The organism is Fibrella aestuarina BUZ 2 (assembly GCF_000331105.1).
Lineage (GTDB): Bacteria > Bacteroidota > Bacteroidia > Cytophagales > Spirosomataceae > Fibrella > Fibrella aestuarina.
Genome location: NC_020054.1, coordinates 6,202,931 through 6,216,196, shown reverse-complemented (window position 1 = coordinate 6,216,196; position 13,266 = coordinate 6,202,931). Strand labels below are relative to the sequence as shown.

9 protein-coding genes are annotated in these 13,266 nt (G+C 58.2%); 5 read left to right on the top strand and 4 right to left on the bottom strand.

The annotated features are described in order from the left end of the window. Window positions 1-5: 5 nt before the first annotated feature. A complete protein-coding gene (locus FAES_RS25750) occupies window positions 6-1,313 on the bottom strand; it encodes a hypothetical protein (protein WP_015334135.1) in 1,308 nt (435 codons plus the stop codon). Between the two features lie 95 nt (window positions 1,314-1,408). Then, on the bottom strand, window positions 1,409-2,986 hold the full coding sequence (locus FAES_RS25745; protein WP_015334134.1) for a DUF4127 family protein: 1,578 nt from the start codon (window positions 2,984-2,986) through the stop codon (window positions 1,409-1,411). Between the two features lie 160 nt (window positions 2,987-3,146). On the opposite strand from FAES_RS25745, the gene FAES_RS25740 reads away from it, so the two are divergent. From FAES_RS25740 to FAES_RS25725, 4 genes are all read left to right on the top strand, one after another. Next, on the top strand, window positions 3,147-6,179 hold the full coding sequence (locus FAES_RS25740; protein WP_015334133.1) for a SusC/RagA family TonB-linked outer membrane protein: 3,033 nt from the start codon (window positions 3,147-3,149) through the stop codon (window positions 6,177-6,179). An 8-nt stretch (window positions 6,180-6,187) separates the two neighbouring features. Continuing rightward, on the top strand, window positions 6,188-7,963 hold the full coding sequence (locus tag FAES_RS25735; RefSeq protein WP_015334132.1) for a RagB/SusD family nutrient uptake outer membrane protein: 1,776 nt from the start codon (window positions 6,188-6,190) through the stop codon (window positions 7,961-7,963). A 56-nt stretch (window positions 7,964-8,019) separates the two neighbouring features. Further along, window positions 8,020-9,159 carry a glycoside hydrolase family 10-like protein gene (locus FAES_RS25730; protein WP_158408814.1) on the top strand — a complete coding sequence of 380 codons (1,140 nt, stop codon included), beginning with the start codon at window positions 8,020-8,022 and terminating at the stop codon, window positions 9,157-9,159. Between the two features lie 89 nt (window positions 9,160-9,248). Further along, the gene (locus FAES_RS25725; protein WP_015334130.1) at window positions 9,249-10,460 is read left to right on the top strand and encodes a n-acyl-d-glucosamine 2-epimerase; all 1,212 of its coding nucleotides are present in this window, start codon (window positions 9,249-9,251) and stop codon (window positions 10,458-10,460) included. Between the two features lie 15 nt (window positions 10,461-10,475). On the opposite strand, the gene FAES_RS25720 is transcribed toward FAES_RS25725, so the two are convergent. Together FAES_RS25720 and FAES_RS25715 are read right to left on the bottom strand one after the other, a co-directional pair. Next, entirely contained in the window at window positions 10,476-11,594 is a 1,119-nt protein-coding gene (locus tag FAES_RS25720; protein ID WP_015334129.1) for a zinc-binding dehydrogenase, read from the bottom strand. A gap of 93 nt (window positions 11,595-11,687) precedes the next feature. Further along, window positions 11,688-12,587 (bottom strand): DUF2911 domain-containing protein, encoded by a 900-nt coding sequence (locus tag FAES_RS25715; RefSeq protein WP_015334128.1) that lies wholly within the window; start codon window positions 12,585-12,587, stop codon window positions 11,688-11,690. Between the two features lie 51 nt (window positions 12,588-12,638). Here FAES_RS25715 and FAES_RS25710 point away from each other — a divergent pair, with 51 nt between their 5' ends. Beyond that, window positions 12,639-13,214: an NUDIX hydrolase gene (locus tag FAES_RS25710; protein ID WP_041258405.1), complete on the top strand. Its 576-nt coding sequence runs from the start codon at window positions 12,639-12,641 to the stop codon at window positions 13,212-13,214. Window positions 13,215-13,266 lie beyond the last annotated feature (52 nt).

Sequence of the window (13,266 nt, the reverse complement as noted above, 5' to 3'; positions counted from 1 at the left end):
CGGGGTTAGAAGAACAGGACCACGGCGATCAGCAGGCCCACGATGCACACGAGCATGGCGGGTAAGAGGGTTTCTTTGGTCAACCCTTCGACGGGCACCCCCACAAAATTGGCAATCCAGACGTTGTGCGTATTGGTTGGATCGCAGATGTTCTGCACCTGCACGACGCACATAATCGCCGCCAGTAAGGCCAGAGCCGGTAAGATGCCGGTCGCGAACATGATGGTGAACAGTCCCACCCCGATGCCAAAAATATTGAGGGGCCCCCGGTACAGCGACAGCGGCGACAGCAGCCCGAAGAAGGCGATGTAGAAGAACGCCGACCCAAACGGCAGCGCCACAATCAAGGGTTCGAGGGCGGTTTTGATGGGGGGCAGGTTCAGCGCGTTGAGCAGCATGCCGATGCCCATCATCAGAATGGCCGCCGGAGCTCCGTCTTCGATGCCTTTGATGGCCGACGACGCCAGCATCTGAATGGACGTGCGGAGGTTGGTAGTGACGACGCCGTAGAGCGATCCGATGATGAAGGCCGCGATGAAGTCGAGTTTGATGCCGAGCGCATTGAAGCCAATGAACAGGACGAGGGGCACCACCGGCGTAAGCAGGGCAATGGCAGGCACGGCTTTCCGCTTGGCGGGCTTCGTGGTGGGTGTGGCAACCTCCCTGGCGGCTACGGCCGAAAGCAGCAGGACCTCGCCCGAGCGTTTGGCGGCAATAAGTGCGTAGGCGATCACGAAGACAATCATCAACCCCAGCAGGATGAAGGCAAACGTGAGCGCCTGCGGTGGCATGGGCTGGTTGTCGGGCAATTGGAGTAATTGTCGGTAAAGCGTAAAGAGAATGGGGTTAAAGATGAAGCCCGTCGCAAAGGCCAGCAGAAACAGCACGCCCGCCAGCTTGCGGGGAATGCCGAGGCTCATCATGATGGGCAGCACCAGCGACCCAACGGTGATGATGGCGCCCAGCCCTTGCAGGGTCGTGAAGAGGATGGCCGTGACCAGCATTAGCCCGAAGGCCACCACCAGCGGGCGCTCCCCGCCAAATTCGGCGGCGCGTTTGATGATTTCTTCGGCAATACCCGCCTGAATCAATACCCGACCCATCATGGCCCCGGCAAACACCGCCACGTAGACGGGCGCCAGTTTGACCGAGCCGTTGGCAATGATGCCGTTCAGGATGTCGGTTGCACTGAGCCGGGCAAGTATTGCGATGAGCACGGCCATGGCGGGCAGGGCAATCAGGGCGGGCATCTTCCGCAAAAACATCAAGGTGGCGAAAACCAGAAAGATGAGGAGTAGACCGATGGCTATCATAGGGGCAAGTTTAGGCAATCAACTGGCTGATGAACGTATGGGGTGGATAAGCCGCCGTCAGAAACGGCCTGTTTTGTCTTGTCACGGACGGTTGGTTACGGACGGTCAGTTACGTCGAAATCGATTTCGGCTTCAAACGTACGGTTCCAGGGCAGGCTGAAGCGCAGATTGTTGATGGAGCACGAGCGGCCACTCGCTTTCGGAAAGAACTCGGCGGCGACCTCGCTGGCGATGGGGGTCAGTTCCTGCTGGCAATAGGCTTCAACCGCCGCCGTCTGTTCGGGCGTCAGCCGGTAAGCGTTCCATTGGTTGGCGCGGCACCGTTTGTTGGCCTTGGGGCGAATGATGGAATGATACGTGTAATCATCCAGTAATCGGTTCAGCATGAACCATAGCTGCGCCCGATTCATCCGCCCGACAGCCGCGGCATTGCGTTTGGCCACCACGCGCGACACGCCCGCCAGGATGCCGTGGGGGAGGGCCGTGCCGATGGTGTTACCGGCCGTGTTCCAGCAGGCGTAGCCATACGCCCGAGCGAAGATAGAGGTCTGTTTCAGCGCTTCGGTGAACGGAATGTCGCCGCCCTGCACGTCACCTTTGGGGTCTACGTCGGCAATGATGAGGCCTTTGGCCGGGGGGCTATTGATGATCTGGCTGGCAAACTGCTGCGCGCTGCCCGTGTCGAAGCGCGAGGCAAACACATAATACAAGATGTCGGCCTGCTCCGGGTCGGTTACCTCCCGCGCGCCCACCGCGTTCAGGTGAAAGCTAACAGTTTGTCGCAGGGGCCGGTCTTCGTAGGGCATTACCGTATTGGCAGCGGTTTCAGACGAGTAAATGGCTTTGATGCGCGGATGGTAGTCATACCGATCCGAGACCGCCCGGGCCAGCAGCAGCATCGATACCTCGTCGGCCCCCGGCTGAATGGCTACTCTCCCGGTCAGCTTCGCCCGTTGGACGGCGGCGGTCAGTGTCTCGCGGTCCCGGATGTGCACGCCCTTCGGTTTGGCGTCGTCCTGCGAGACAATCAGGTAGTCAAATACTTTGTCGTTGGTCAGCTTAACTGCGTATTCATTGACCCGTAGGTTACGCACGCGGGCCTGTTTGTAGTCGGCTAAGGCCGCGGCGGGAATGGCCGCTTCGAGCTGTCGGGTCAGTTCCTGCTGAACTGGATCGGGTGAGACTTCGGCCCATTTCGCCAGCTTCTCCCGGTAGGCTTCGTTTTTGCCGTCGGCGGTTGGGGCCAGCCGCATAATCACGCTGGACCCATATATCTTCAGAGTCGGTGCTTTACGGCGCAGTTCCCGGATAACCGCGAGGCGGTCGAGCGCTTCTTTTTCGGGCACCCCATGAATGCGCGAACCCACGAGCCCCCCATAGGCGAGCATATCGACCGAGATAATGGCCGCGTCGAACTGGGTCAGCGACTGGGTACGTAGCCAGCGGATAAGCTCGTCGGATTTGCCTACGTCCGTAAACCGGCCGAGCAACTCGCGTGGCGGCGTCACCACGTCGACATCGCCAATCTTGCCCATCTGCACCGGAAACTGCAAACAGGGGGGGCGATCATCGAGGGGAATCAGCAGGATACGAGCCGTTGCCTGCGCCTCAACTTGATTACAAGCAAGCAGCGTCAGTAGCAGACTCAAACACAGTGAAAACCAGCTACGCATGATAAAAGACGGGTTTTAGGGGGATGTGCGAAACAAATGTCTGAATAAACCGGCGCTATCCAAATAAACTTTAATAAAAATTTTACAGAAGTTTTATTAATTTATGTAAAAAGATTACGTTTGTGCATCATCCAGATAATAGTCCATTCCTTCTTTTCTTATGAAACGATTTCTATTCCTCCTCCTGCTGGCGATAGGCTGGACCTCGGCAATGGCGCAGTCGATTGCCATTAAGGGGAAAATTATTGACGGCGACACCCGCGAAGGCGTGGTTGGTGCCAACGTCGCCGTGAAAGGCACCAACAAGGGCACTTCCACTGATGCCTCCGGCAACTTTTCGCTGGTTGTTGATCAGGGCGCTACCCTGATTGTCTCCAGCATTGGGTATGACAACGCCGAGGTAATTGCCAACAGCGCGGAGCTAGCGATTACGCTGAAGCCTAACGACCGCACCCTGTCGGAAGTGGTGGTGGTCGGTTATGGCGTTCAGAAGAAAGCCAACCTCACCGGGTCGGTCACCCAATTGAAGTCGACCGACCTGCTGAAACGGCAGGTGGGTACGACCAGCAACCTGTTGCAGGGCCTGGCGCCCGGGGTGTCCGTATTTCAGGGGTCGGGTAAGCCCGGTGCCGATTCCCCCACCATCCGAATTCGGGGTATTGGCTCGATCTTCTCCAGCCAGGCGCCGCTTATCCTGATTGATGGGGTGGTATCGAGCCTCGACAACGTGGATGCCAACGCCATTGAAAGCATTACGGTGCTGAAAGATGCCGCGTCGACCGCCGTCTACGGCTCGCGGGCGGCCAACGGCGTCGTGCTCGTCAAGACCAAACGGGGCGGCACGGGCGGCATCAAAGTGGGCTACAACGTCTTCGTGACGAAGCAGGAAGCGACCAACATTCCCCAGAAGGTAAGCGCCGTGGAGCACATGGAGCTGAGCAATGTGGCGCAGCGCAATCAGACCGGCAACCCCAATGCGTTTGTGTTTTCGCAGGCGCTCATCGATAAGTACAAAAGCACTGCCCCCGACAACCTGGAGGTGTTCGACAACGACTGGGTGAAGCTGCTGCTGACCAACAGCGGCCTGATGCAGAACCACAACCTTACCGTGGAAGCGGGCAGCGAAAAGGCCAGCCTGTTTGCTTCGGTGTCGTACCTGAATCAGCAGGGGCTGATTCCGAACAACAGCTTTAATCGGTTTGACCTGCGTCTGAACCCCGACATTCGATTTAATGACAAGCTTCGGCTCACGTCGGTGCTGTTCTTCAACCAGTCGACCCGCACCGAACCCGCTGGCGGCAGCCCCGAATTCATCATCCGGCAGGCCATTGGGTTACCGGCCACCGGCCCCGCGAAGTTTGGCGATGGCATGTATGGGGATGCTGGGCAGTCCAACCGGCGTAACCCGTTGGGCCAGGCTGAATCAAGCGGTCTGTTGCAGGTGATTACGCCTAGTTTCTTGGGTAAAGCCTCGTTCATTTATACGCCCATCAAGGCGCTGGAAATTGAGGCAAGTGCGGCCCGTGAGCAGTGGTATCCCAACACGAAGCGGTTCCAGAAAAACTACAATGTGTATGCGCCCAACATCGCCAATAAGTCCTACGACCTGGTGGCGCCGTATCCCGGTACCAACGCCCTTTCGGAAAGCTACTCGACCAACTACCGGACAACGTACCTGGCGCAGGCTACCTACACCTACCGCGATGCTAAAAACGAAGCGAAACTGCTCGTGGGCGCTCAGACGGAGGAGGGCGTTACCCGCAGCCTGGGTGCCTCGCGCTCTGACTTCATCAACGAAGGGCTGCCGTACCTCTCGCTGGGTGGCGCCAACCGAGATAACTCGGGTGGGGCCAACGAATATGCGCTGGCGGGCTTCTATGGCCGTCTGAACTACGCGTTTCAGGACAAATACCTGCTTGAGGTAAATGGCCGCTACGATGGCTCGTCGCGGTTCGCGCAGGCCCTCGACCGGCAGTGGGGTTTCTTCCCGTCGGCGTCGGCGGGCTGGGTATTCAGCAATGAAAAATTCTTCTCGGGGCTGAGCTCGGTGATTTCCTTCGCCAAAATCCGGGCGTCGTACGGCACGTTGGGCAATCAGGGCGTACCTGAACTGTATCCGTTTGCCGGTACGTATGCGTCGGGCAACGACTATTATTTCAACAATACCATCAATCAGGGCCTGGCGCTGACCGACGCGGTAAATGCGGGTACTACCTGGGAACAATCGACGCAATTCGACGTAGGTGTTGATTTTCAATTGCTCAAAGGCCTGAGCATCACGGCGGATTATTACGTTCGAAAGATCTCGGACATTCTGATGCGCCGCCCAATCCCGGGTTATGTGGGCCTGAACCCGGCCCTGCTTAACCTGGGCAAAATGGAAAACCGGGGCTGGGAGGTATCGGCTACCTACCGCAACCGCATCGGCGGGCTGCGCTACGACATAACGGGCGTGTTGTCTGACGTACAAAATAAAGTGACCGAGCTGCCAGGCGTGCCCTACATCGACGAGGGGCTGCTGCGCTCGGCCGAGGGCTACCCGCTTCGGTCGTACTACGGGTATCAGGCCATCGGTTATTTTCAGTCGAAAGAAGAGATTGCGTCCAGCCCCACCCACTTTTTCACCCCGGCGCCCGGCGATATCAAATATGCTGACCTGAACGGTGATGGCAAAGTCAACGCCGACGACCGGACCTTTATCGGCAACAGCTTTCCCCGCTACGAATACAGCATCAACGCCAACCTGTCGTACGGCATTTTCGACCTGAACCTGTTTGGGCAGGGCGTGGGTAAGAAAGAAAACTACATCTCGGGCACGGGTGCCTGGCCTTTCTTCGCCGGGGATTTCATTCCGTCGCTGCTGGCGATTCATAAAGATTACTGGACGCCCGAGAACCCCAACGCTACGTTCCCGCGCCTGTTGCCCGCCATCGGTGTCAACGGAACCAACTCGTCGTTCTGGGTGAAAAATTCGGCCTATTTCCGCCTCAAAAACGTGAATCTGGGCGTCCGCCTGCCCGACGCCCTCACCACCAAGCTGGGCATTGGCTCGGCCCGTTTTTACGTCAGCGCGCAGAACCTGTTTACCCTTACGCCCTTCTGGAAAGGCTTCGATCCGGAGATCAACAACAACACGGCTGAGTTTTACCCGCTCATCAAAACCTACACCGTTGGTCTAAACCTGAAATTCTGAACATCGCCATGAAAAAGATAGTATCGATTATTGCGCTGGCTATACTGGCCTCTGGCTGTCAGGACTTCCTGAACCGGCAGCCGCTGGATACGCCCTCAAGCGCCACTTTTTACGCCAACGAAGCCGAAATCCGAATCGGCCTGACCGGGGTCTACAACGCGGCCTTCTGGAACAGCCGGGGCAACGTACCTGACCTGAAGCGCGTTGAGGGCACCACTGACCTCATCATTTCCCGCAAAACTGATCCCGAAGCACTGGTAGCCATGGGTAATCAGGGGCCATTCGTGATCGGCAACGCCATGTCGGAAACGGGCTGGCAGCAGGGCTACCGACTCATCGCCCGCGCCAACGACCTGCTCGAAGGCATGAAACGGGGGCAGGCCCAGAGCAGCCCGACCGCCTATGCCCGGATGCGGGGCGAAGCCCTGACGCTGCGGGCCTGGGCCTACCTGAACCTGATCACCTGGTATGGCGACGTGGTGTACTACACCCAACCGCTCCAGCCCGATCAGTACGAAACGCAGGCCCAAAGCCCGAAGGAGGAGATTGCCAAAGCGCTCTACAAAGACCTCGACGAAGCCTATGCGGGCCTGGAACTCAACCCCGCCGAACGGGGCCGGATGAGCAAACACATGGCGCTGGGGATCAAAGCCCGGCTGGCTATGCTCATCAAAGACTATGCGACGGCCGCCGAGGCCACCAACACCATCATCAAAAGCGGCAACCACAGCCTGAACCCCAATTATCAGGCCTTGTTTACGCTGGCCGGGCAAACCGCCAATGCGGGCCGGGAGGTGATCGGGCAGATGATGTACCCCGCCGAAAACCCGAACATTGCCTCGTGGCAGGTGGTAGGCTACACCCCCCGCCAGACGCTGGGTGCCCAGAGCAACAACTTCCCGACGCAGGCGATGGTCGACAAGTTTGAATGCACTGACGGCAAGCGCATCGACGAATCGCCCTTGTATGACCCGGCCAACCCGAGCCGCAACCGCGACCGCCGCCTGCGCTGGACGCTCTACATGCCGGGCGATACCATCGAAGTCAGAATGGTCAAAACGGCCAGCCTGCCGTATCAGAACCCCAATCAGCGGTTTATCTACAACATCCACAGCGACCAGATTTTCCGCTTCAACTGGAATACGCAGAAGTACGATGTCGTCAACGGCAACCCCGACTTCGTGACCTCGTCCAACAGCGTGTGGCAGTTTGGGTCGACGGGGGCCGTGGGCGGCGTTGGGTACGTCTGGCGCAAGTACAACGACCCCGACCAGTATGCCTGGGAGTTGAAAACGCCGTTCATTCTGATGCGGTACGCCGAAATTTTGCTGACCTACGCCGAGGCTAAAATCGAACTGAACCAGATCGACGGGTCAGTGACGGACGCCATCAACGCCGTTCGGCGGCGGGCGGGACAACCGGCTACCACCCTGTCTGACCAGACCAAGCTGCGGCAGTTGGTTCGTCGGGAGCGGGCCGTCGAGTTTGCGACCGAAGGCCTGCGCCTGTTCGACATTCGGCGGTGGGGGATCGTCAAAGAAGTCCTAAACGGCCCCATCGTGGGGGCGGCGCTGAATCCGGCCAACGTACCGGCTGTGCCAACGTTTGGCGCCAAAGGATCGGTGCAGGACCTGAACGATATCCCTGACTATTCGGCCAGCGTGGCCCAGCGGATCAAAAGCCGCAACGAGACCCGCGTCAACGTCGACAAGCACGCGCTCTGGCCAATTCCACAGGGCGAGCTGGATAAGAACAAAGGCCTCAAGCAGAATCTGGGCTGGTAACGCCCCGCGCCCACGGCCAGTATAACTAGCTACCAATGATTCGTTACTCAACCTCTATGCGTAAACGCGTTCTTTTCTGTCTGTTGTGTGCCCTGCCTGCCCTGTTTGGGCAGTGCAGGTCCACAACGGTTGCACAACCTGCCCGCACCGACCCCCCCGTTTCCCGCCATGTGCGGGGCGTTTGGCTCACCAACGTAGGGAGTCAGGTGCTGGGTACGTCGGCGGGCATCCGCCAGGCCGTGAAAACCTGTCGGCAGAGCGGCATCAACCACATCTTCGTGGTCATGTGGAACAAAGGCCGGACCCTGTACCCGTCGGCGGTGATGAAAAACACCTTCGGCATCGAAATCGACGAAAGCCTGCAGGGCCGCGATCCACTGCGCGAACTGCTCGACGCGGCGCATGCCGATTCGATCAAGGTCTACGCCTGGATGGAGTACGGCTTTGCGGCCGAAAATAATGGCTTCGGCGAGCACATACTGCGGATGAAGCCGCAGTGGGCCGCTTTGGGGCAGGATGGCAAGGTCGTGGTTAAAAATGGCTTCAAGTGGATGAACGCCCTCGACCCGGAGGTGCAGGATTTTATGCTGTCGCTGTTGAAAGAGGTAGCCACCAACTACCCCGACCTCGACGGTATTCAGGGCGACGATCGCCTGCCTGCGCTGCCCACCGAATGTGGGTATAACCCGGCTGTTCTGGCGGCATACAAGCAGGAAACGGGCGGGTCGATGCCCACCGATCCTAAAACAGACGTTGCCTGGGTGAACTGGCGGGCCAACCGGCTCAATGGGTTTGCCAAACGGCTCTATACCGAGTTGAAAGCCATTCGGCCAACGCTACAGATTGCCATGGCCCCCAGCATTTATCCGTTTGCCAAAACCGAGTACCTGCAAGATTGGCCAACCTGGGTGCAGAACGGTTGGGTTGATCTGATTTCCCCGCAGATCTACCGCTACAACATCGACGCCTACCGCAATGAGCTGACCAAAATCACCACGCAGCAGATTTCGGCCGATAAACGGCGCCTGCTGGTGCCCGGCGTATTGCTCAAAGTGGGAAGCTACAAACCCGACGAGAGCTTTTTGCAGGCGATGATCAACGAAAACCGACGCCAACAACTCAACGGCGAAGTCTTTTTTTACTACGAAGGACTGACCGAACAGCCCCGCTTTTTTAACACTTATTTTACGTATTGATTGCGTGGATACGGTATACTTCATGGCGATAGCCCGTTATCTTTCGCTTGGTTTTTCAGTGGCGTATCCACCCTTTTCCCTTCATTCCCATGATTGTTTTTGACCAGCTTGCCGACCTCTATAAGCGCGAATTACTGACCAACATCATTCCGTTCTGGCAAACACATTCTGTCGATACCGAACAGGGTGGCTTTTTCACCTGCCTGAACCGCGACGGCTCCGTATTCGACACCGACAAGTTTATGTGGTTGCAGGGCCGGCAGGTCTGGACCTTCGCCATGCTCTACAATCGGCTCAGCCCGAAAGCCGAATGGCTCGACATGGCGCTCCACGGGGCCGATTTCATGGAAAAACACGGCCGCGCCGCCGACGGAACCTGGTACTTTTCGACCACCCGCGCGGGCAAACCGCTGGTGCAGCCGTACAACATTTTTTCGGACTGTTTTGCCACAATGGGGTTTGGGCAACTCTACAAAGCCACCAACGAGGCGCGCCACGCCGACATTGCTCAGGCCACCTTTCAGCGCATCCTCGACCGGCGGCACAACCCCAAACGACATTGGGATAAAAGCGTGGCCGGTACCCGCCCGCTGAAGAATTTTGCCCTGCCCATGATTTTGTGCAACCTGTCGCTCGAACTGGAACACCTGCTGGATGCCTCGCTGGTCAACAACTTGATCGACGAGTGCATTCACGAAGTGATGGAGGTCTTCTACGATGAGTCACTGGGGCTAATTCGGGAAAACGTGTCGCCCAGCGGCGCGGTCGTCGATAGTTTCGAAGGGCGCCACCTCAATCCTGGCCACGCCATCGAAGCGATGTGGTTTATCATGGACCTGGGCGAACGGCTCAACAATCGCCAACTAATCGAAAAAGCCAAAGACCTGACGCTGCGGCACCTCGAATACGGCTGGGACCCGATTCATGGGGGCATTTTCTATTTCCTCGACAGCAAAGGCTATCCCTCGCAGCACCTGGAATGGGATCAGAAACTCTGGTGGGTGCACGTCGAAACGCTGGTGGCCCTGTTGAAAGGCTATCAGTTTACGGGCGACGAGCGCTGCCTGACCTGGTTCAACACCGTGCATGACTACACCTTCAGCCGCTTCCGCGATGCTGATTATGGCGAGTGGTTTGGCTACCTCAACCGGCAGGGCGAGGTGTTGCTGCCCCTCAAAGGCGGCAAATGGAAGGGCTGTTTCCATATTCCGCGTGCCCTGTACCAGTGCTGGCAGGTACTCGAAAAACTGGAAGCAAAGACAACCGAAACCGCCCCGCTGACGGCCGAGGCAAAGGGATAGCGCTTGGGCTAGTCCTTACTCATTGTTGAACAGAATAACGCCTTTGGCATTCCGGCCCGCGAGCATATCGGCAAAGGCATCGCCCAACTGATCGAGCGTGTAGGTGCGGGTGACGAGTTCATCGAGCAGGAGATCGCCTTTCTCGTAGAGGCGTTGCAGAATCGGGAAATCGATGTCGGGACGGCATTGGCCGTAGAGCGGGTTGATGTAGACCTTATCCCACTCGAAGAGATTCATGTCGATGCTGATTTCCTGCTCGATACCGCTCACCTGGCAGGCAATGCCCGCGTTACGGATCATGGCCAGCGGCGCTGCGCCCAGCGCCGGAATCGCTGTGCACTCAAAGGCGTAATCAGCGCCGCGGCCGTTGGTCAGGGCCTTTACCTGCTGAGCAGCCTGCAACAACCCCGTGTCGGCGCGGTCGGCCAGCAGGGTATGCGTTGCCCCGTAGCGGCGGGCCATATCGAGGCGGTTGGCGTTGACGTCGACGGCAATGATTTGCCCCGCCCCGGCGATGCGCGCCCCTTGGATGACGTTGAGGCCTACGCCCCCCGTTCCGAGCACCACCACGCTGCGCCCCGGCTTCACCTTCGCTGCGTTGACCACCGAGCCGTAGCCCGTCATGACGCCGCACCCCACGATGGCCGCCGACGCGAAGGGGATAGCCACGGTGATCTTCACGGCGGCGGCTTCGCGCACCACGGTCTGCTCCGACAACGTACCCAGGCTGAAGGAGCGTTCGATGGGCTGGCCGTGCCACTGGGTACGTTCCGGGGCGGCGTGGCCACCGCTCGCCCGGTTGCCGCTCGTAACCGGCGAGTTCACCTCGCAAATGTGCTGGTTGCCCTCCAGGCACTGAAAACACGTACCGCACGGAATGGCCCAGTTGAGCATGACGGCATCGCCCACCCGGAAGCGCGTCACCAGCGGCCCCACCGCCTGCACGATGCCCGCCCCTTCGTGGCCCATCACCAGCGCCTTGCCCCACGACTGCGAATCCCAGTCGGTGTGGCAAAGGCCAGCGGCTTTGAGCAGCACCCGGATCTCGTCGCCCTGCGGCTCGTGGACGTCGATGGTGTCGATCTGGAAATGGCCGGTGCCGTTGGCAATGGCAGCTTTAACAGAATGGGTCATGGGGGTGTTGGCGGAAAAAATGGTATGAATACGACAAAAGCCCGCCAAAAATGGACGGGCTTTCGCGGAAAAGAATGCACTATTCTGACCAGATCAGGCCTTTTTCTTGCCTTTCCCTTTGGCGGGCATCGCCACGGGCATTTTGGCCTGGTAGTCGGTTACGCCTTTGGCAATGGCGTCTTTGAAGAACGGGAAGGCGGCATCGCCCGAGGTCTCGCCCATCGCCAGGGCTTTTTGCGCTACGGGCAGTGCTTCGGCGTATTTGCCCATCTTACCCAGCAACTGCGCTTTCACCCACAGGTTGCGGTAGTTTTCTTTCTGGGCAATCGCCTTGTCGACATACATCAGCGACTCTTCCAGTTTGCGGCCTTTCGAAAGGTTGTAGTTGGCGGCAGCCATCAGCGTACCGGCATCATCGGGTTTCTCGGCAACGGCCTTGTCGATGCCAGCCATCGCCAGCGCCGTGGTATTAACGCCGAGGTTGGCCGAAGCTTTCACGTCGGCCCACATGATGTCCATCGTGGCGGTGCTGTCGGTCACGTTGTTGATGCCGATGGTGAACGTTTCCACTTTTTCGCCCAGGTTGCTTGGCGTCATGCTCACGCGCAGCGCGTCTTCGTCCTGCTTATAGGTTTGCTCGGTTACGCCTGCGTTCTTGGTGAAAATAAGGGTCCACTTGTCGGCCGCCGGGATCGACATGATAGCGTAAGTGCCAGCCGGCAGGGTTTTTCCGTCAATGGTCAGGTCAGTCGAGGTGGTGAAGGCTGTCGCGCCGTTGGCGCCCGTCCGCCACACTTTACCCATGGGCACAAATGCGTCGGTGAAGGGCGTGCGGCCTTTCAGGCTGGGTCGCGAATACTTAACGGTGAGGTCGGTGATGCCGACCGTTTGCATGATGGTGGCACCTGGGCTGGGTGAAGGCAATTTCACCTGAGCTGTAGCGAGTTGCGCCAGCAGCAACAGACCAACAGCCGAGAGCATCATTTTTTTCATGATACGAGGGGTTTTTAGACGTTGTTTGGGTGCGAAATTGGGCAAAAAAAGATGCACCGCCAACCGCTCCTTCAACTACTGCGCCAGCACGTACCGGCTGATGCCAACGAAGCCGCCATGACGGCCCAGACAATTGCCTTCGTGGAGGCCAATCCCGCTTGTTTCGAGCGGTCGCTGCAGACCGGGCACGTTACGGGTTCAGCCTGGATCCTGTCGCCCGACCCATCGACCACCAACGTACCTGAGGAACCCAAAGCCCTGCTGATTCACCACCGCAAACTAGACCGATGGTTTCAACCCGGTGGGCACGCCGACGGCAACCCCGATGTGCAGGCGGTGGCCCGGCAGGAGGCTGAGGAAGAAACTGGGCTGACCAACCTGCGCCTGGCCAGTCCCCAGATTTTTGACGTCGACATACACCCGATTCCTGCCCGCAATGAGGGCACTGCCGATGCCATACCGGCGCATTTACATTATGATATCCGCTTCCAATATTTTTCTAATGACCAAATTTTACTTGGTGAAAATAGGGAAGTGAAAAATACCCAATGGGTTACGCTGGATGAAGCCGAACGTTTATCCGATTCTGAGTCTATTAGCAGAATGGTCAGAAAAAGTAGGATTTAAGCCATTAACTCTGTGGTCGTTTTCTGGGTTTTACCTTTGGACAACAAAACCA

Excerpts from the sequence above, each read along its gene's own strand:
- FAES_RS25725 (WP_015334130.1), top strand. The coding sequence starts at position 9,249 with ATGATTGTTTTTGACCAGCTTGCCGACCTCTATAAGCGCGAATTACTG.
- FAES_RS25735 (WP_015334132.1), top strand. The coding sequence starts at position 6,188 with ATGAAAAAGATAGTATCGATTATTGCGCTGGCTATACTGGCCTCTGGC.
- FAES_RS25730 (WP_158408814.1), top strand. The coding sequence starts at position 8,020 with ATGCGTAAACGCGTTCTTTTCTGTCTGTTGTGTGCCCTGCCTGCCCTG.
- FAES_RS25710 (WP_041258405.1), top strand. The coding sequence starts at position 12,639 with ATGCACCGCCAACCGCTCCTTCAACTACTGCGCCAGCACGTACCGGCT.
- FAES_RS25715 (WP_015334128.1), bottom strand. The coding sequence starts at position 12,587 with ATGAAAAAAATGATGCTCTCGGCTGTTGGTCTGTTGCTGCTGGCGCAA.
- FAES_RS25740 (WP_015334133.1), top strand. The coding sequence starts at position 3,147 with ATGAAACGATTTCTATTCCTCCTCCTGCTGGCGATAGGCTGGACCTCG.
- FAES_RS25750 (WP_015334135.1), bottom strand. The coding sequence starts at position 1,313 with ATGATAGCCATCGGTCTACTCCTCATCTTTCTGGTTTTCGCCACCTTG.
- FAES_RS25720 (WP_015334129.1), bottom strand. The coding sequence starts at position 11,594 with ATGACCCATTCTGTTAAAGCTGCCATTGCCAACGGCACCGGCCATTTC.
- FAES_RS25745 (WP_015334134.1), bottom strand. The coding sequence starts at position 2,986 with ATGCGTAGCTGGTTTTCACTGTGTTTGAGTCTGCTACTGACGCTGCTT.